Raw genomic sequence first — 16,969 nt, 5'->3', positions numbered from 1 at the left:
GCGCAACTAGCGTGCGGATCGCATGCCGGTGCTGCTGGGTGCTGCGGCGTCGGTCCTGATCGGCGTATCCGACTACTTCGGTCGCTACTGCAGCCGGCGCGCCCGCGCCATGACCGCGGTCGGCACCGCGTTCATGGGCGGCTTGGTCGTGACGGTGGTTCTGCTGTTGCTGGTGCCGAGTTCTGCCATCGGCGCCTCGCTCGCGCTTGGTGCGGCCTCGGGCGTGCTGATGGCGCTTGCGCTCTCGGCGATGTGGCACAGCATGGCCGTGTCGTCGGCGGCGATTGCCTCGCCGGTGGTGGCAGCGTCCACTGCGCTGGGGCCGCTGGCATACGGGCTCGGCGTCGGCGAGCGGCCCTCGTCGGTTGCGGCCGCAGGCATCGCCGTGACCATCGCCGGGCTGCTGGCCGCGGTGATCGTGCCGGATCTGCGAGGCGACATCAGGCGGGGCATCGCCTTTGCTCTCCTGGCGGGAGTCTCGTTCGCGACGGCGACGGTGCTGTTGGGCGAGACCAGCCTGGACAGCGGCATGTGGCCTGCAGTCAGCCAGCGCATGGCGGCATTGGCGTGCATGCTGGCAGTGACCAGGGTCCGGCGGATACCGCAGATCCTGCCCCCGTCGCTCCGTCTTGCCGGCTTCGCCGGCGGCGTTGCTGGCGGAGCGGGCATGGGCGCCTTCATTGCCGGGCTGCAACGAGGTCCGCTCAGCGAAGTAGCGGTAGCTGCGTCCCTCTATCCGGTGGTGACGATCGCCTTGGCGGTGCTGTTCGACGACGACACGCTGCGCTGGTGGCAAGTCATCGGCATTGCCGCGGCGCTGACCGGCACGTCGATGATCGCTCTCGGCTGAGCATCGTTCGTTGCGGGAGCCTGCACCTGCCTGCATCCCCAAAGTGAAATCTGTTCATGTGATTGTTCGATTTCATGAGAGATGTTGTGAAAAAATCGGAGACCGACAGGACACTGGCGAGCAGCGTCTCCTGACGGAAGGACTCGGGCAACGACGGTGGCCTACTTCGATCTGGGTTCGTACCGCTGGCCGGTGACGACGTCTGACGCCGAGGCCCAGCTGTGGTTCGACCGCGGCATGGCGTGGTGCTACGGGTTCCATCACGAAGAGGCGATCGCCTGCTTCGAGCGTGCACTCCTGCACGATCTCGGCTTCGCGATGGCGCACTGGGGCATCGCGTACGCCATCGGACCGAACTACAACAAGCCGTGGGAGGAGTTCGACGCCGAAGACCTGCGCTCGTCGTTGGCGCGTGCCCGTGCCGAGGCGGCCGCTGCCGAGGACGCTGCGGCCGGCGCCGGCGATCTCGAACGGGCCCTGATTGGCGCGCTGGCGCATCGCTACCCGGCCGATCCCGAGGTGCCTGGCGAGGACGACTTCGGGCGATGGAACGACGCCTACGCAGACGCCATGCGCGAGGTCTACCGGAGTCATCGTGACGACCTCGATGTCTGCGCCCTGTTCGCCGAGGCGATCATGAACCGGACGCCGTGGGAGTTGTGGAATCTGATCACGGGCGATCCGGCAGAGGGTGCGGGCACGCTCGAGGCAGTCGACGTGCTGGAGACTGCGTTCGACACTCTCGACGCCGATGGCGCCAACAGCCACCTGGGCCTGCTGCACATGTACATCCACCTCATGGAGATGTCGCCGCATCCCGAGCGGGCGCTGGCTGCCGGCGACCGCCTGGTCGATCTGGCGCCCGACGCCGGCCACCTCGTCCACATGCCGACCCACATCGATGTGCTGTGCGGCCACTACCACAACGTCGTGACGCGCAACTCGGCCGCGATCGTCGCCGATCGCAAGTACCTGGACTTCAAGGGTCCGATGAACTTCTACTCGGCCTACCGCTGCCACGACTACCACTTCAAGGTGTACGGGGCGATGCTGGCCGGCCAGTACGCCCCTGCCCTGGAAGCGGCCGAAGAGATGAACCGCACGCTGCCCGAGAACCTGCTGCGGACCGGTTCGCCGCCGATGGCCGACTGGCTGGAGGGGTTCGTGGCGATCAAGCAGCACGTGTACGTGCGCTTCGGCAGGTGGCATGAGATCCTCAGCCAGCACCTGCCCTTCGACCAGCAGTTCTATTGCGTCACCACTGCGATGATGCGTTATGCACGCACAGTGGCCTTCGCCTCGCTGAGCCAGGTCGACGACGCGCTGGCCGAACGCGAGGAGTTCCTGGCTGCCAAGGCTCAGGTGCTGCCCAGCCGCACGCTGTTCAACAACACGGGTCTGGACATCCTGACCGTGGCCGAGGCCATGCTGAACGGCGAGGTGGAGTACCGGTGTGGCAACTTCGATGTCGCCTTCGACCATCTTCGCCACGCGGTGGAACTCGACGACAACCTGCCCTACGACGAGCCCTGGGGCTGGATGCAGCCCACCCGCCACGCCTTGGCTGCGCTGCTGTCGGAGCAGGGCCAGTTCGACGAGGCCGAGGCGCTGTACCGCGCCGATCTGGGCCTGGACGACCAGCTGCGCCGGCCCTGCCAGCATCCCGACAACGTCTGGAGCCTGCACGGGCTGCACGAATGCCTCGCACGCCGGGGAGAGACGGTGGAGGAGCCGCTGATCCGCCAGCGCCTCGATCTCGCCATCGCACGGGCAGATGTGCCCATCACCGCCTCCTGCTTCTGCCGGTTGGAGACGACCTCATAGAGCGGCCGGAGGCTGAGCCGTAGGTGAAGCCGTAGCCTTGGCCGCTGTGTTCACGGCGCCCAGTACCACTGCTGATGTCTCGGCGGCGCTGACCGAGCACGGTTACCTGCCCGACGAGGGGCTGTCGACGGTGGTGTACCTGTCGGTCACGATGGGCCGGCCCCTCTTCTTGGAGGGCGATGCCGGCGTGGGCAAGACCGAGTTGGCCAAAGTGCTCGCGGCCTGGATCGGCGGGGAGTTCATCCGCCTGCAGTGCTACGAGGGCATCGATGCCGCTCAGGCGCTCTACGAATGGGACTACACGCGCCAGCTCCTCCACTTGCGCACTGCCGAGGCTGCAGGGCGCGCTGCGGCCGACGCCGAGGCCATCGAGGACGAGCTGTATTCGGAACGCTTCCTGATACGCCGGCCGCTGCTGCGGGCCATCGACCACGACGATGCCACGCCCGCCGTGCTGCTGATCGACGAGGTCGACCGCGCCGACGACGAGTTCGAGGCATTCCTGCTGGAGGTGCTGTCCGACTTCACGGTCACCGTGCCCGAGCTGGGCACGATCACGGCGGCCCGGCCGCCGCTCGTGGTGGTCACCTCCAACCGGACCCGCGATGTGCACGACGCCCTCAAGCGCCGCTGCCTGTACCACTGGGTCTCGCACCCGTCAGTGGACCGTGAGGTCGAGATCGTCAAGCTCAAGCTGCCCGATGTCGACGGCGCACTTGCACGGCAAGTGGCCTCTGCCGTGTCGGTGATGCGCGAGATGCGGCTGTACAAGCCTCCTGGCGTGGCCGAGACCATCGACTGGGCCACGGCGCTGGGGCGTCTCGGTGCAGCCGAGCTGGACACTCCCATGCTCGAGGCCACGCTGGGAACGGTGCTGAAGTACCGCGAGGACCAGCAGCGGGTCACGTCGGTCGGGATGGAGATGATCATGGCCGCCGTCGCCGAGGCCTGAGAGCCGTGGGCGCCGGTGGCACCGATCTCGGTGCACCGCCGTCGGCGCCTGACGAGCACGTCAACGAGCCTGAGCGCTTGGCCTCGGCGTTCTCGTCGATCCTGCGTGGAGCGGGGTTGGTCGTCACCATCCGCCGTGTCATGGCGTTCACTGAAGCGCTGCGGCTGTTGGGAGTTGCCAACCGCGAGGATGTGTACTGGGCAGGCCGCGCCACGCTGGTCGGCAGTCCGGCCGACATCGGCGTCTACGACCGGGCCTTCGCAGTTTTCTGGGAAGGCCGTGCTCCGAGTGGGATCGTGGTCGAGCTGCCGCCAATCTCGGTGACGCTGGCCACCGACACTGACGACGACAGCGGCGCAGCGCCGCCAGGCGACGGTGACGAGCCCGATGCCGGGCCGACTCTGCGGGTCCGCTACAGCGATGTCGAGACGCTGCGCCACAAGGACTTCGCCGATTGCAGCGATGGCGAGCTGTCTGAGCTGCACGCCCTGATGGGCGAGCTGCGCTTCCAGGCAGTCACCCGCCGCTCGCGGCGGGCCGTGCGGGCCAAACGTATGTCTCGGCGTCCGGACCTGCGTCGCACCATTCGGCGTGCCTTGCGCACCGGCGGCGAGGCCATCCGCCGCGAGTTCCTCATCGGCGATCGAAAGCCGCGCCGCCTAGTGCTGCTGCTCGACGTGTCGGGGTCCATGGAGCCCTACGCCCGAGCACTCGTGCGATTCGCTCACGCAGCCGTGATCGGCCGCACCCGGGTGGAGGCATTCACTATCGGCACGCGGCTCACCCGGGTCACCCGCGAGCTGTCCTCGCGTGATCCCGACGCCGGCTTGAAGGCCGCTGCCGACTCGGTACAGGACTGGTCGGGCGGCACCCGGCTCGGCGCGACGCTGCACGAGTTCAACGATCGTTGGGGCGTGCGGGGCCATGCGCGCGGGGCCATTGTGGTGATCTGCTCCGACGGTTGGGACCGCGGTGCACCCGACGAGCTGGCCGAGCAGATGGCCCGCCTGCACTTGGTCACTCACCGGCTGGTGTGGGTCAATCCGCTCAAGCACACTCCTGGCTACGCGCCGCTGGCCCGTGGCATGGCTGCGGCCCTGCCTCATGTCGACGAGTTCATCGAGGGTCATTCCTTTGACTCGCTCGAACAACTTGCCGCTGCCATCGCGGCGTGAGGCGGGCCGCACCGCACGATCACCCGACGCACAACCTTCCGACGCATCAACTATGGAATTGGGGAGACTGGGCACATGGACGAGATCTTGGACGACATCGACCGCTGGCGGACTGCGGGCCAGCGGGTAGCCATCGCCCGGGTGGTGGACATCGAGGGCTCGGGGCCACGCGACCCAGGGGCAGCGATGGCCGTGAACGAAGAGGGCGAGGTCGCTGGCTCGGTCTCGGGCGGCTGCGTCGAAGGCGCTGTGGTGGGCGAAGCCCTTGAGCTGCTGGGCGGCAGGCGAGGCCCGGGCATCACCACGTTCGGCTACAGCGACGACGAGGCGTTCGCGGTCGGGTTGACCTGCGGCGGCACCATCCACCTGTTCGTGGAGGAACTCGACTGGTGAGCACCATCTACGAGGAGTTCCGGGATGCCATCAGGGCCGAGGAGCCCGTCGCTCTGGCCACAATCATCGAAGGCCCTGACACGGGCGCTGTGTCCGATGTGCGCCCGCGGGCGGGCGCTGTGTCGAATGTGCGCCCGCAGGCGGGCGCCAAGCTCCTCGTGCGACCCGATGAGCCCACGCGCGGCACGCTCGGCGACGCCGACCTCGACCGGGTAGCCGAGCGCGACGCACTCGGCATGCTTGACGCTGGCATCAGCGAAGTGCGTCATTATGGCCAGCACGGCGAAGCGCGCCAGATGGACGTCAGCGTGTTCGTGGAGTGCCATGCGCGCCGCCCGCACATGGTCATCTTCGGTGCCGTCGACTTCACGAGGGCACTCGCCTCCCAGGCCAAGCTGCTCGGCTACCGCGTCACGGTGTGCGACGCACGGGAGGTGTTCGCGACCAAGCGCCGCTTCCCGATGGCCGACGAAGTGGTGGTGGACTGGCCGAACCGCCTGCTCGACCGTATCGGCGACGACCTCGGCCCACGAGACGCAGTCTGCGTGCTCACCCATGACCACAAGTTTGATGTCCCGGCCATCGTGGGTGCCCTGCCCACCCGGGTCGGCTACCTCGGCGCGATGGGTTCCCGCACCACCCACCAGAAACGAACTGAGCGCCTCCGGGAGGCCGGCGTCACCGATGAAGAGCTCGAGCGCGTCATGGCCCCCATCGGCCTCGACATCGGCGGCCGTACCCCCGAGGAAACCGCGGTCTCGATAGTGGCCGAGATCATCGCCTCCCACACCGGCCGCCAAGCCCCGAGGCTCAAAGACGGCCACGGCCGCATCCACTGAACCCGGCGGCAGCGGCCCGGTAGCGTCAGCGCGATGGACTTCACCCACAACGAGGACCACGAGGCGATCCGCGAGGGCGTGCGGCGCGTCTGTGCAGATTTCCCCGACGAGTACTGGCGCGAACGCGACGAGCAGCACGAGTTCCCCTGGGACTTCTACAACGCAATGGCCGAGGGAGGCTGGGTCGGCATCGCCATTCCGGAGGAGTACGGCGGTGGCGGCCAAGGCATCACCGAGGCATCGATCGTGCTGGAGGAGGTGGCGGCCAGCGGCGCCGCCATGAACGGCTGCTCGGCTCTGCACCTGTCGATCTTTGGCATGGAGCCGGTGCGCAAGTACGGCTCGGAAGCGCTGGCCAAAGAGATCCTGCCGGGCGTTGCCGACGGCTCCATCCATGCCGCCTTCGGCGTCACCGAGCCCGATGCCGGAACCGACACCACGTCGATCCGCACCCGGGCCGAGCGTGACGGTGATGAGTACGTGATCACCGGAGCCAAGGTATGGACCACCAAGGCCCCCTACTGCGATGTGTGCCTGCTGCTGGTGCGCACCACGCCCAAGGAGCTGTGCGACGGCCCGACCCAGGGCATGACCTTGCTGCTGGTGGATCTGCAGGACCCTGCGGTCGACATCACGCCGATCCCCAAGGTGGGCCGCAATGCGGTGGTCTCGTGCGAGGTCCGCTACGACGGGCTGCGGGTGCCGGTGGACCGCCGGGTCGGCGAGGAAGGCGAAGGTTTCCGCTACATCCTCGACGGTCTCAATCCGGAGCGGATCCTGATCTCCGGCGAGGCGCTGGGCATCGGCCGGGTCGCGCTGCGCCGCGCCGCGGAGTACGCCAAGAGTCGCGTGATCTTCGGTCGTCCGATCGGTCAGAACCAGGGCATCGCCTTCCCCTTGGCAGACAGCCACGCCCGACTGCATGCTGCCGAACTGGTCGTCCGTGACGCGTCGTGGCGCTATGACAACGGCCTCAGCTGCGGCGAGCAGGCCAATCTGGCCAAGTATCTGGCGTCGGAGGCGGCGTTCGAATGCGCCGACCGGGCCATGCAGACCCACGGGGGCTTCGGCTACGCCAAGGAGTACGACGTGGAGCGCTACTGGCGCGAGGCGAGGCTGATGAAGATCGCACCCGTCAGCCAGGAGATGGTGCTGAACTTCGTGTCGTCCAAGGTGCTCGGCCTGCCTCGCTCGTACTAGCCAGGCTCAGGGCCATCAGCCAGTGTCCACGGCGGGAGTGCTGCTGGCAGCGGGGGCCGGGACCCGGTTCACCGATCCGCAGCACAAGCTGCTGGCCGTCATCGAGGGTCAGAGCGTGGTCAGCCGGGCGCTGGGATCGCTCGTCGAGGCGTCGTTCGATGCTGTGGCGGTTGTTACCGGGGCGGCGGACATCTCCCAAGCACTGGCGAGTGCCGGCGGCGAGATCACCATCGTCGAGAACGAACGCTGGGCCTCGGGCATCGCATCGTCGGTGCGATGCGCGGCCTCGTGGGCTGAGCGGCAGGGCCATGATGCGATCGTCGTGGGTCTCGCCGACCAGCCGTTCGTGACAGCGGCGGCTTGGCGGGCTGTCGGCGCCGGCGAGGGACTCATTGCTGTTGCCGACTACGGCGGTCAGCGGAGGAATCCCGTGCGGCTGGCCCGCGAGGTCTGGCCGCTGTTGCCGCACGGCGGCGACGAGGGCGCCCGGACGCTCATGCGGCGATTTCCGGAAATCGTGGTGCCGGTAGCCTGCGAAGGACAACCCGACGACATCGACACCGTGGAGGATCTGCGCCGATGGAGCTGAAGAGCGAATTCCGTGTCGGCATACCCGTCGAGCAGGCGTGGAGCACCCTGACCGATGTGGAGTTCATCGCGCCGTGCATGCCCGGCGCGCAGCTCACCGAGATCGACGGCGACGAGTTCAAGGGCGGAGTGAAGGTCAAGGTGGGCCCCATCACGGCGCAGTACAAGGGCTCCGCGAAGTTCGTGGAGCTCGATGAGGCCAATCGAAGGATCGTGCTCGAAGCGTCCGGCCGCGACTCGCGCGGTGCCGGCAACGCAGCCGCCGAGGTGACCGCCGAGATGACCCCGGACGGCGACGGCACGGTCGTGTCGATCGCCACCGATCTGAAGGTCACCGGCAAGGTGGCCCAGTTCGGCCGCGGCGTGATGGCCGACGTCACCGAGAAGCTCATTGGTCAGTTCGTGGACTCGCTTGAGCAGAAGCTGTCCGAGATCGGCGATCAGGGTGGTTCCGGTGCTGAGGCGAGCGATGCCGCCGACGATGACGCCGATACCGCCGACGAGGCGGCCGAGGTGCCTGCGTCCGGGGGCCCGCGTCAGATCGAGATGGCCGAGCCCGAGCCGGTCGACCTGCTGGAGACGGCGGGCAGGCCGATGCTCAAGCGCATCCTGGCGCCGCTTGCCGTGGTGGTGTTCTTCCTGTTCAACCGTCGCCGCCGGCGCAAGCGTCGTCAAGGCTGAGGGCCAGTCGCTGCGACTCCTTGAGGGCGTTGCTAGTCCGTTGCGCCGCCGGCGCACCCCCAACGCCCGCTCAGTCCGAAGCGGTGGCCGCCTTGCTGGGCCGGCCGCCGCAGTGCGCTTTCGAGGTGGCTGTCGCGCACGGCGACGGGCGTCCGGTGGTGATCGCCAACGCCCCGCTGCTTGACGACGGGCGTCCCATGCCCACCCGGTACTGGCTGGTCGACCTCGACCTGCGTCGGCAGGTGTCCCAGCTTGAGGGCGACGGCGGGGTCCGGACTGCAGAGGCGGCAGTCGATGCGGAGGCGCTTGCAGCGGCGCATGCCCGCTACGCCGCCGAGCGAGACGCACTGGTGCCCCACGACCACCGTGGGCCGCGCCCGACGGGCGGTGTCGGGGGGACGGCGCGAGGGGTGAAATGCCTGCACGCGCACCTGGCGTACCGGCTGGCGGGCGGCGATGACCCGGTCGGCGACTGGGCGCTGGCACGGCTGGACGTCGGCGGGTGAGTCCCGTGACGGACAGCGCTGAACCTCAGCCGACTGGGCACGATCCGGTTGCGGTCGTGGACTGCGGCACGAACACCACGCGGCTGCTCATCGACGACGGCAAGGGGCTGGGCCTGAGGCTGCTGCGCATCACCGGGCTCGGGCGGGGCGTCGACGCCGGCGGCCGGCTTCGAGACGATGCCATCGGTCGCGTGGTCGACGTGCTGGAGGAATACCGCGAGATCATCGAAGACCGTCAGGCGACTGCCGTGCGGGCCGTGGCCACCAGCGCTGCGCGCGACGCGGCGAACGGCGCAGCATTCCTGCGAAGAGCAGGCGATGCTCTCGGGGTGGAGGTCGAGTTGCTGGACGGCGAGAGCGAAGCGGCTTACGGATTCGCTGGCGCTACTGCGGGCCTTGACGGCGCGCACGCCGGCCCGGTACTCGTGCTCGACATCGGCGGGGGTTCCACCGAGTTGGCGTACGGCACGCCGTCCGCGAGCACCCGGCCGGACAACGCAGCCTCCGTGGACATGGGCTCGGTGCGCTGGACCGAGAGGTTCTTGGCCTCGGATCCCCCCCGGCCGGAGGAGTTGAGCTCAGCGATCTCGGTTGCTCGCCTGCACCTCGATGACATCGACCGCGAGCACCCGGTCATCGGACGGACTGCCGCGGCGGCACGGCTCGTGGGTGTCGCTGGGACGGTCACGACGGTGGCTGCGGTCGAGATCGGCCTCGATCCCTACGATCCTGAGGTCATCGATGGGTTCGTGCTCACCAGGGCTGCTGCCGAAGACGTGTTCCGCACGCTGGCCACCGAGCGGCTGGTTGACCGCATCCACAATCCGGGTCTGCACGTCGATCGTGCACCGGTGATCGTGGGCGGCTGCTGCATCCTGGTCGCAGTCATGCGCCACTGGGACATCGACGAGTGCCTCGTGCGCGAGCGTGATCTGCTTGACGGCATAGCGGCTGAGCTCCGCGAGGCGCAGGCCAGCCCAGCGGCTGAGCTCCGCGAGGCGCAGGCCAGCCCAGCGGCTGAGCTCCGCGAGGCGCAGGCCAGCCCAGCGGCTGAGCTCCGCGAGGCGCAGGCCAGCCCAGCGGGGAGCGATCATGCCGCTCGGTGAGCGCCGGCGGCGCGCCAGTACTGTGCGCAGCGTGAGTCGCCTGCGCACCGAGCGGCTGGAGCTTCGCCCGCTCGTGCCGTCGGACTTCGCCCAATGGAACGAAGTCCGGGAGCGATGCCGCGACTGGCTGGCCAAATGGGAGCCCCGCCCGCCTGCGGGTGCGCCTGACCCATCGCGCGACTCCCAAGCGTTCGCCAATCGCTGCCGTGTTCGCGAGCGCGAGCGCTCGCTGGGCACGGCGTTCGACTTCGGCCTCTGGCATGAGGGCTGGTTCTGCGGCGAGATCAATGTCTCCCATGTGGCGCGCGGCGCATTCCAGAGCGCCCATGTGGGCTACTGGATCGACGAGCGCCTGGCCGGCATGGGACTCGTTGCCGAAGGACTGATGGCGGTCTTCGGATTCGCCTTCGATCAGGCCGGCCTGCACCGGGTGCAGGTGTCGATCATGCCTCGCAACGCCGCCAGCTTGCGGGTGGTGGAGAAGCTGGGGCTGCGCTCGGAGGGGACTGCGCAGGGATACATCCAGATCGCCGGTGTCTGGGAGGACCACGTTCGCTTCGGCTTGACGGTCGAGGAATGGCGGGCTGGTCGTGATGAGATGGCGGCGCGGCTCAGCTCTATCCGCAGCGACGGCATCGCTCAGTCGTCGGGGTCTGACAGCCACTCCTGACCTGGCCCACAGCCTGCGGAGATCGGGCACCAACGGCACGGGGGTCCGGGATGGCGGCGCGGCTCGTGCTCGGTCGAGCGAAGCCTGATGAGTCGGCCGATGCCGTCCACCGTGCGGCGCAGCGCGCTGGCGAGCACCTCGGCGGTGACGGCCTCGTGTTCGATGCGCCCTTCGGCGACGTAGAACGAGCCGATGCCGAGCGGTGGCACGCCCACTGACAGTGTCTCGACCAGCGCGTAGAAGCGCAGATCCTCCGGGTCGGTTGCCGATCGCGAACCGGTCTTGAGGTCGATGATGACCTTGCCGGCGCGCTGGAGGCCGTCAGATCCGCCCAGTGGAGCGGGCGACCCGAGCGTCAAGTCGTACTTTCCGGACAGCACGATGGAACCGGCACCGAGCCGTGCACGGGCCCGGACCTCGGCGGCAGGTCGCCACGCACGTTGCATCGGCGGGAAGGTCTCGCTGAATCGCGTGAGCAGTGCAACGCAGTTGGCGGTGAGATCGGCGAGTTCGCCCTCCGATGCTGCGGCCAGGAAGCTGCCGAGACTGTCGTCGTCGGCGATGAGACGCTCGAGTGCTGCGTCGACGGCATCTTCGGGTTCGAAGCGACGGTGGATGGACAGCTCGACCGCTTTGTGCAGCACCGTGCCGCGTGCGGTCGGCACTGTCCATTCGAACGGGGAGTCTTCATCGGCGAGGTAGCGAGCTTCGCAGCCGAACACGCCGGCGAGACTTCGCTTCGACACCCACAGCCCACGGCTGTCCATGTCGCGAGCCGCATCCATCAGCTCAGCCAACGCCGTTTCCGCTTCGTCGCGCAGCTCGGCGGCGAAGGTGTGCGCGTAAGCAGGGCGCCGCTCTGCGGGCGTGCGGATGGCGTTCAGGGTGGCCTGTTGTGCAGGAAGCAGTGCCGGAGCTGTGGTCGCCATGCGGGTCCATTGTGGCCGTCGCTGCAGCAGGCCCTGACATCACCCCGACGGCCCGCACGGCAAGGCCCGTTTTGATGTCACACCCCTCAGAGATGCTGGCCACATGCCAGCGACACCCCGAACCCATCCGCCCGCAGCACTCCGGCTGGTCGACGCAGCGCCGGTTCGCGACCGGCCGCACCGTGCCGGCGGCGCCTCGACGCGCCCTCAACGTGGCGCCGGCGACCGTGCTCCCGATCTCTCGGGTCGTTTCGTTCTGACGGTGCGAGCGCTCACCATGGCGGCTCGTTCGCTGGGTCTGAGCGCTCCGAGCTTTCAGAGCCCGCCCCGCTCCGACGCGCTCGACCGTTCCATCCAGCGCATGCCTGCTGGTGACTGTGTCGTGGGAGTGCGTGTAAAGGGGCGCCCGTTCGGCGCTGTGGTGGCCGATGCCATTGAGGGCATCGTGGTCTGCAACGAACTGGGTGCCGATGCCGCCGGGGCCGTGCGCGACGAACTGTGGCGGGAAGCCGCGTCCATCAGCAGCGGCGGAGGCATACAGGGCCATCCCGTGGCGTCGTTTCCGTTGAACGAGGCTGCCTGAACACCCGGAGTCGCCGTTCGTCGGCGGAGCGAGCATGATGGGCTCCGCGCGCTCGCTTGCCGTGCTGGCTGGCCCGGGTGGCGGAACTGGCAGACGCAGAGGGCTTAAACCCCTCGGCTCCTTCGGGAGTGTGCGGGTTCGAATCCCGCCCCGGGCACCCGTCTCAGAGGCCGGCGGCGGCGCGCAGCGATGCGGCCGTCTCAGTGCCGGGCCCCAAGCGGCGCGCGGCGGCATCGCAGCACCGCTCGGTCAGCACCCGGTTGAGCGGCGTCGGGATGCCGTAGCGCTCGCCGAGCTCGCAGATGCGGCCGTTGAAGTGCTCCACCTCGACGGTCGGGCGCCGGAAGTGCAGGTCCTGCCAGGTCGATGGGTAGCTGTAGAGCGAGGGGTCGGCGACCTCCCGCGGCTCGCGCTGACCCGGTCGGCGCATGCGGGCAATCCACGTATGAAGATCGCTGCCGTCGTCCATGACCGGTGTGATGCCTGCAGCCTCAAGCACGTCGGCCGCCTCTTGCTGGATGTCGGCCATGAGGAAGCGGTTCTCCTCGGCGCAGAACCACTCCTGGACCGGCAAGTCGACGAGGGCCGAAAACGCATTCGTGAGGTTCACCACAAGCTTGCCCCACTTGTGATCGATGACCCGTTCGACGAGCGACGCACGCATCTCGGCGGCGACCAGATCATCGACCACGCGTGTGCACAGGTCGTCGGTTCCAGCCGGCCAGCAGCCGATGTCAGCCCGGCGTGCGCCGGTATGGGTGACCACTCCCGGCTCGTCGATGCGGGCGCCGATGCGGACCATGACGCCGTAGGCACGGAACCCCTGGCCGATCAGCCATTCCTCATTGGAGACGCTGTTCTGGAAGCAGAACAGCGGCACGCCGTCGTAGAGCTCCCGATGCTGTTCGATCGCCTCGAAGGTGTGCTGGGTCTTCATGGTGAGCAGCACCACGGTGTTCGCATCGAGATCGAGTTCGTGCGCGGTGCGAACGGCCGGCAACGGGAAATTGCCCTCGGTGCGGCCCCCGATGCGCAGGCCGTGCTGTTGCAACGCCGCCAGATGGTCCCCACGGGCGACCAGCGCAACCCTGCGCCCCGCGTTGGTCAGCCGCGCCCCGAGAACACAGCCGATTGCGCCGGCACCGTGAATGACGTAGTTCAGCGGTGCGTCGTTCGGGGACGTCACGTCAGAAACGGGGGATGGGTTCTGAGCCACGGCGGTACATCGTGCCAGATGACCTCATGTGCGACCCGCGCAGCCGCCTGACGCCGCCGGACCGTATCGAGCGATCCGAGCGCGGCGCTACCGTGCTGCCATGCGCGAGTGGAACACGTCACTGCCCAACCTCATGGAACCATGGTTCTGGACGCAGCCGGCCGACGAGATCGACGCGGTGATCGCCCGCTATCACGCCGAGGCCCCGCTGGACTGGTTCGAGGAGCCGTACTTCTCCGAATGGGTCGCACCGAGTCCCGGCTACTGGTGCGTCACCCGCCACGAGGACATCGCCACCATCTCACGCAACACCGAGGTCTTCAGCTCCGCGAGAGGCATCACCCTGGGCGACAACCCGCCGGAGTTCACCGAGTTCTTCAGCTCGATGATCGCCATGGACGACCCTCGTCACGCACGGCTGCGGCGCATCGTGGCCAAGGGCTTCACGCCCAAGATGCTCGAACAGCTCGACGGCGGCATCCGTGAAGGCGCCCGCGAGATCGTGAACTCGATCTGCGAGCAGGGCACCTGCGAGTTCGTGTGGGACGTGGCGGCCGCACTGCCGCTGCGCATCGTGTGCGACCTCATGGGCATACCCGGTTCTGAGTACAAGTTCGTGTTCGATCGCACCAACATCATCCTGGGCATCTCCGACCCCGACTTCCAGCCGCCTGACGGCGACCTCGCCACGGCACTGCTGCAAGCTGGCGCCGACTTGGCCGAGCTCATGAAGGAGGTCGCCGCGGCCAAGCAGGGCGGCGACGGCACCGACCTGACCAGCATGATCGTGAACGCCGAGCTCGAAGACGACCGTCTCAGCGAGGCCGATCTCGCCAGCTTCTTCGTGCTGCTGGTGGTGGCCGGCAACGAGACCACCCGCAACTCCACGGCGTGGGGGCTCAAGTTCCTGACCGACAACCCCGACCAGCGTGCCACCTGGATGGCCGACTTCGAGGGCGTTGCGCCCACTGCGGTCGAGGAGATCGTCCGCGTCGCGAGCCCGGTGAGCTACATGCGTCGCTCGGTGACCCGTGACGTCGAGTGCGGCGGGCGTCAGATGCACGAGGGCGACAAGTTGGCGATGTTCTACATCGCTGCGAATCGCGACCCCGCCGTGTTCGACGATCCCTTCAAGTTCGACGTGTTGCGTGACCCGAATCCGCAGTACGGCTTCGGCGGTCCCGGACCGCACTTCTGCCTCGGCGCGCACCTGGCCAGGCGCCAGATCACCACGATGTACCGGGAGCTGTTCACGCGGCTGCCCGACATAGTCGCCGCAGGTGAACCGGACCTGCTGCAGGCGTCGTTCATTCACGGCGTCAAGCGCCTCGACGCCGAATTCACGCCGGCCGCCCCGATGGCAGCCTGAACTCCCTGAGCTTGGGGACTTGACCCCCTTGCACCAGCGCCCCGTAGCGTTCTTGCCATGAACCAACCGCAGATCGCGCCCGCGACCGGCAAGCTCGGCGTGCTCACGCCTGGCATGGGGGCGGTGGCCACCACGTTCATTGCCGGGGTGCTGGCGGCGCGTGCCGGGCTGGCGGAACCGATCGGCTCGGTCAGCCAGATGGCCCACATCCGCCTCGGCGGCCGGGCCGAAGGCCGCAACCCGCTCATCCGCGACTTTGTGCCCCTGGCCTCACTCGACGACCTGGTGTTCGGCGGCTGGGATCCCATCACCCCGAACGCGCTGGAAGGCGCCCGCACCGCCGGTGTGCTGGAAGACCGCGATCTCGGCGTGATCTCGCGCGAGCTGGAAGGCATCGTCGCGATGGATGCCGTGTTTGACACCCGCTGGGTGAGCCGGCTGGAGGGCACCCGCATCAAACCGCCGATGGGCAAGCTCGAAGCGGCCCAGGCGCTGATGGAAGACATCGAGCGCTTCCGCACCGAGAACGAATGCGATCGGCTCGTGATGGTGTGGTGCGGCTCTACCGAGGCATACCAGGAGCCGTCCGACGTGCATGCCGGCGTGGAGGCGTTCGAAGCCGGGCTCGCAGCCGATGACGACAACATCTCGCCCAGCCAGCTCTATGCCTACGCGGCGCTGATGAGCGACGTGCCCTTCGCCAACGGAGCGCCCAATTTGTCGGTCGACATCCCCGCCATGACCGAGCTGGCCCAGCGCCGCGGTGTGCCCATCGCCGGCAAGGACTTCAAGACCGGCCAGACGCTGATGAAAACCCTGGTAGCACCTGGCCTGAAGGCCCGCATGCTGGGCCTGCGCGGCTGGTACTCCACCAACATCCTGGGCAACCGCGACGGTGAGGTGCTGGACGATCCCGAGAATTTCAAGACCAAGGAGACGTCGAAGCTCGGCGTGCTGGGCACGATCCTGCAGCCCGAGACCTATCCCGAGCTCTACAGCGAGATCGACCACGTGGTGCGCATCAACTACTACCCGCCCCGTGGCGACAACAAGGAGGGCTGGGACAACATCGACATCTTCGGCTGGCTCGGCTACCCGATGCAGATCAAGATCGATTTCCTCTGCCGCGACTCGATCCTGGCGGCGCCGATCGTGCTGGACCTGGCGCTGTTCTTGGACCTCGCCCAGCGGGCCGGTCAAGGCGGCGTGCAGGAGTGGCTGTCGTTCTACCTGAAGGCGCCCCAGTCGGCCGATCCGGCCGGTCCCGAGCACGACCTGTTCATCCAGCAGACGAAGCTGAAGAACACGCTGCGGGAGTGGATGGGCGAGGAACCCGTCACGCACTCCGAAGCCGGCTGACGCGCCGCCCGACAGCTCGTTCATCGACTTCTCAGCTTCGCTTCAGGGTCCTCTCAGGTTCGGTCGCCACGCTCGGGGTTGTCGCACACCCCCGGCGAAAGGACTGGCGGCATGACCGATTCCGGCGAGATCGACGAACCCATCGAGGCTCGGCGAGACAGGGGCCCGCGCAAGCGATGGCTGGCGCTTCTGGTCGCCGCGCTGCTCGCAGCGACTGCGGTCGTTGCGTTCAGCGCGGGCAGCGCGAGCGCGCAGACCCAGAACGACGACAGCCACGCTGGCCAGCAGCAAGCCGACGACACTGCCGCTGACGATGCCGACGGCTCCGACGGCACGTGCGATCGTGACGGCACTCGCCGAGGCGGCAAGCTCGGAAGGCTCGGCATGAGCGACACGCTCACCGAGCTGCTGGGCATCGACGCCGAGACCCTGCGCGAGAAGCTGAAGGGCGGATCGACGCTGGCCGACATCGCCGCCGAGCACGGTGTCGAGGTCTCCGATGTGGTGGATGCGCTCGTGACCGCCATCAGCGAGAAAGCGGCCGAGCACGACCGTGAGGTCGACACCGACGAGCTGACCACCCGGATCACGGCGTTCGTCAATGGCGAGCGGCCCGAACGCCCTGAAGGCGAAGAGCGCGGGCATGGCCGCCGCGGCCTGCATCGCGGCGGCAAAGGGATCTTCGGCTCAGCCGACGTTGCATAGCCCCCCGCTGCGGTTGAGCAGCCT

Annotated in this window: 16 protein-coding genes, 1 tRNA gene and 1 pseudogene; 16 read left to right on the top strand and 2 right to left on the bottom strand. The window is 68.1% G+C overall.

Annotation, left to right across the window (positions count from 1 at the left end; genetic code table 11):
* Positions 1–22 precede the first annotated feature (22 nt).
* From ACOGXE_RS04655 to ACOGXE_RS04605, 11 genes and pseudogenes are all read left to right on the top strand, one after another.
* On the top strand, positions 23–850 hold the full coding sequence (locus tag ACOGXE_RS04655) for an EamA family transporter (RefSeq protein WP_419932785.1): 828 nt from the start codon (positions 23–25) through the stop codon (positions 848–850).
* 156 nt (positions 851–1,006) lie between these two features.
* Complete coding sequence (locus ACOGXE_RS04650) at positions 1,007–2,674, top strand: hypothetical protein (protein WP_419932784.1); 1,668 nt, start codon at positions 1,007–1,009, stop codon at positions 2,672–2,674.
* 46 nt (positions 2,675–2,720) lie between these two features.
* Positions 2,721–3,626, top strand: coding sequence for an AAA family ATPase (locus ACOGXE_RS04645; protein WP_419932783.1), 906 nt, complete (start codon positions 2,721–2,723; stop codon positions 3,624–3,626).
* A gap of 5 nt (positions 3,627–3,631) precedes the next feature.
* Entirely contained in the window at positions 3,632–4,801 is a 1,170-nt protein-coding gene (locus ACOGXE_RS04640; RefSeq protein ID WP_419932782.1) for a vWA domain-containing protein, read from the top strand.
* Positions 4,802–4,876: 75 nt separating this feature from the next.
* Positions 4,877–6,033 (top strand): annotated as a pseudogene (locus ACOGXE_RS04635) (XdhC family protein).
* Positions 6,034–6,066: 33 nt separating this feature from the next.
* Entirely contained in the window at positions 6,067–7,233 is a 1,167-nt protein-coding gene (locus ACOGXE_RS04630; protein WP_419932781.1) for an acyl-CoA dehydrogenase family protein, read from the top strand.
* A 22-nt stretch (positions 7,234–7,255) separates the two neighbouring features.
* Complete coding sequence (locus tag ACOGXE_RS04625) at positions 7,256–7,822, top strand: nucleotidyltransferase family protein (RefSeq protein WP_419932780.1); 567 nt, start codon at positions 7,256–7,258, stop codon at positions 7,820–7,822.
* The gene (locus ACOGXE_RS04620) at positions 7,813–8,502 is read left to right on the top strand and encodes an SRPBCC family protein (protein ID WP_419932779.1); all 690 of its coding nucleotides are present in this window, start codon (positions 7,813–7,815) and stop codon (positions 8,500–8,502) included. Before ACOGXE_RS04625 ends, ACOGXE_RS04620 begins: the two co-directional genes overlap by 10 nt.
* Before the next feature lie 83 nt (positions 8,503–8,585).
* Complete coding sequence (locus ACOGXE_RS04615; RefSeq protein WP_419932778.1) at positions 8,586–9,008, top strand: DUF501 domain-containing protein; 423 nt, start codon at positions 8,586–8,588, stop codon at positions 9,006–9,008.
* A gap of 5 nt (positions 9,009–9,013) precedes the next feature.
* Complete coding sequence (locus ACOGXE_RS04610) at positions 9,014–10,114, top strand: exopolyphosphatase (RefSeq protein WP_419932777.1); 1,101 nt, start codon at positions 9,014–9,016, stop codon at positions 10,112–10,114.
* 31 nt (positions 10,115–10,145) lie between these two features.
* Positions 10,146–10,784: a GNAT family N-acetyltransferase gene (locus ACOGXE_RS04605; RefSeq protein ID WP_419932776.1), complete on the top strand. Its 639-nt coding sequence runs from the start codon at positions 10,146–10,148 to the stop codon at positions 10,782–10,784.
* Here ACOGXE_RS04605 and ACOGXE_RS04600 read toward each other — a convergent pair.
* The gene (locus ACOGXE_RS04600) at positions 10,754–11,713 is read right to left on the bottom strand and encodes a PD-(D/E)XK nuclease family protein (RefSeq protein WP_419932774.1); all 960 of its coding nucleotides are present in this window, start codon (positions 11,711–11,713) and stop codon (positions 10,754–10,756) included. The two genes, ACOGXE_RS04605 and ACOGXE_RS04600, sit on opposite strands and share 31 nt — an antisense overlap.
* A gap of 103 nt (positions 11,714–11,816) precedes the next feature.
* Here ACOGXE_RS04600 and ACOGXE_RS04595 point away from each other — a divergent pair, with 103 nt between their 5' ends.
* Together ACOGXE_RS04595 and ACOGXE_RS04590 are read left to right on the top strand one after the other, a co-directional pair.
* Complete coding sequence (locus tag ACOGXE_RS04595) at positions 11,817–12,296, top strand: hypothetical protein (protein ID WP_419932773.1); 480 nt, start codon at positions 11,817–11,819, stop codon at positions 12,294–12,296.
* Between the two features lie 71 nt (positions 12,297–12,367).
* Positions 12,368–12,453, top strand: a tRNA-Leu gene (locus tag ACOGXE_RS04590).
* Between the two features lie 6 nt (positions 12,454–12,459).
* Here ACOGXE_RS04590 and ACOGXE_RS04585 read toward each other — a convergent pair.
* Positions 12,460–13,512 carry a ketopantoate reductase family protein gene (locus tag ACOGXE_RS04585; RefSeq protein ID WP_419932772.1) on the bottom strand — a complete coding sequence of 351 codons (1,053 nt, stop codon included), beginning with the start codon at positions 13,510–13,512 and terminating at the stop codon, positions 12,460–12,462.
* Positions 13,513–13,612: 100 nt separating this feature from the next.
* Here ACOGXE_RS04585 and ACOGXE_RS04580 point away from each other — a divergent pair, with 100 nt between their 5' ends.
* From ACOGXE_RS04580 to ACOGXE_RS04570, 3 genes are all read left to right on the top strand, one after another.
* A complete protein-coding gene (locus ACOGXE_RS04580; RefSeq protein WP_419932771.1) occupies positions 13,613–14,881 on the top strand; it encodes a cytochrome P450 in 1,269 nt (422 codons plus the stop codon).
* A gap of 57 nt (positions 14,882–14,938) precedes the next feature.
* Complete coding sequence (locus ACOGXE_RS04575; RefSeq protein WP_419932770.1) at positions 14,939–16,240, top strand: inositol-3-phosphate synthase; 1,302 nt, start codon at positions 14,939–14,941, stop codon at positions 16,238–16,240.
* A 111-nt stretch (positions 16,241–16,351) separates the two neighbouring features.
* Positions 16,352–16,945 carry a hypothetical protein gene (locus tag ACOGXE_RS04570; protein ID WP_419932769.1) on the top strand — a complete coding sequence of 198 codons (594 nt, stop codon included), beginning with the start codon at positions 16,352–16,354 and terminating at the stop codon, positions 16,943–16,945.
* Positions 16,946–16,969: the final 24 nt, after the last annotated feature.

The organism is Candidatus Poriferisodalis sp., assembly GCF_965208555.1.
Lineage (GTDB): Bacteria > Actinomycetota > Acidimicrobiia > Acidimicrobiales > Poriferisodalaceae > Poriferisodalis.
Note: the sequence above shows the minus strand (reverse complement) of the source record. Positions and strands in the feature narration are given on the sequence as shown.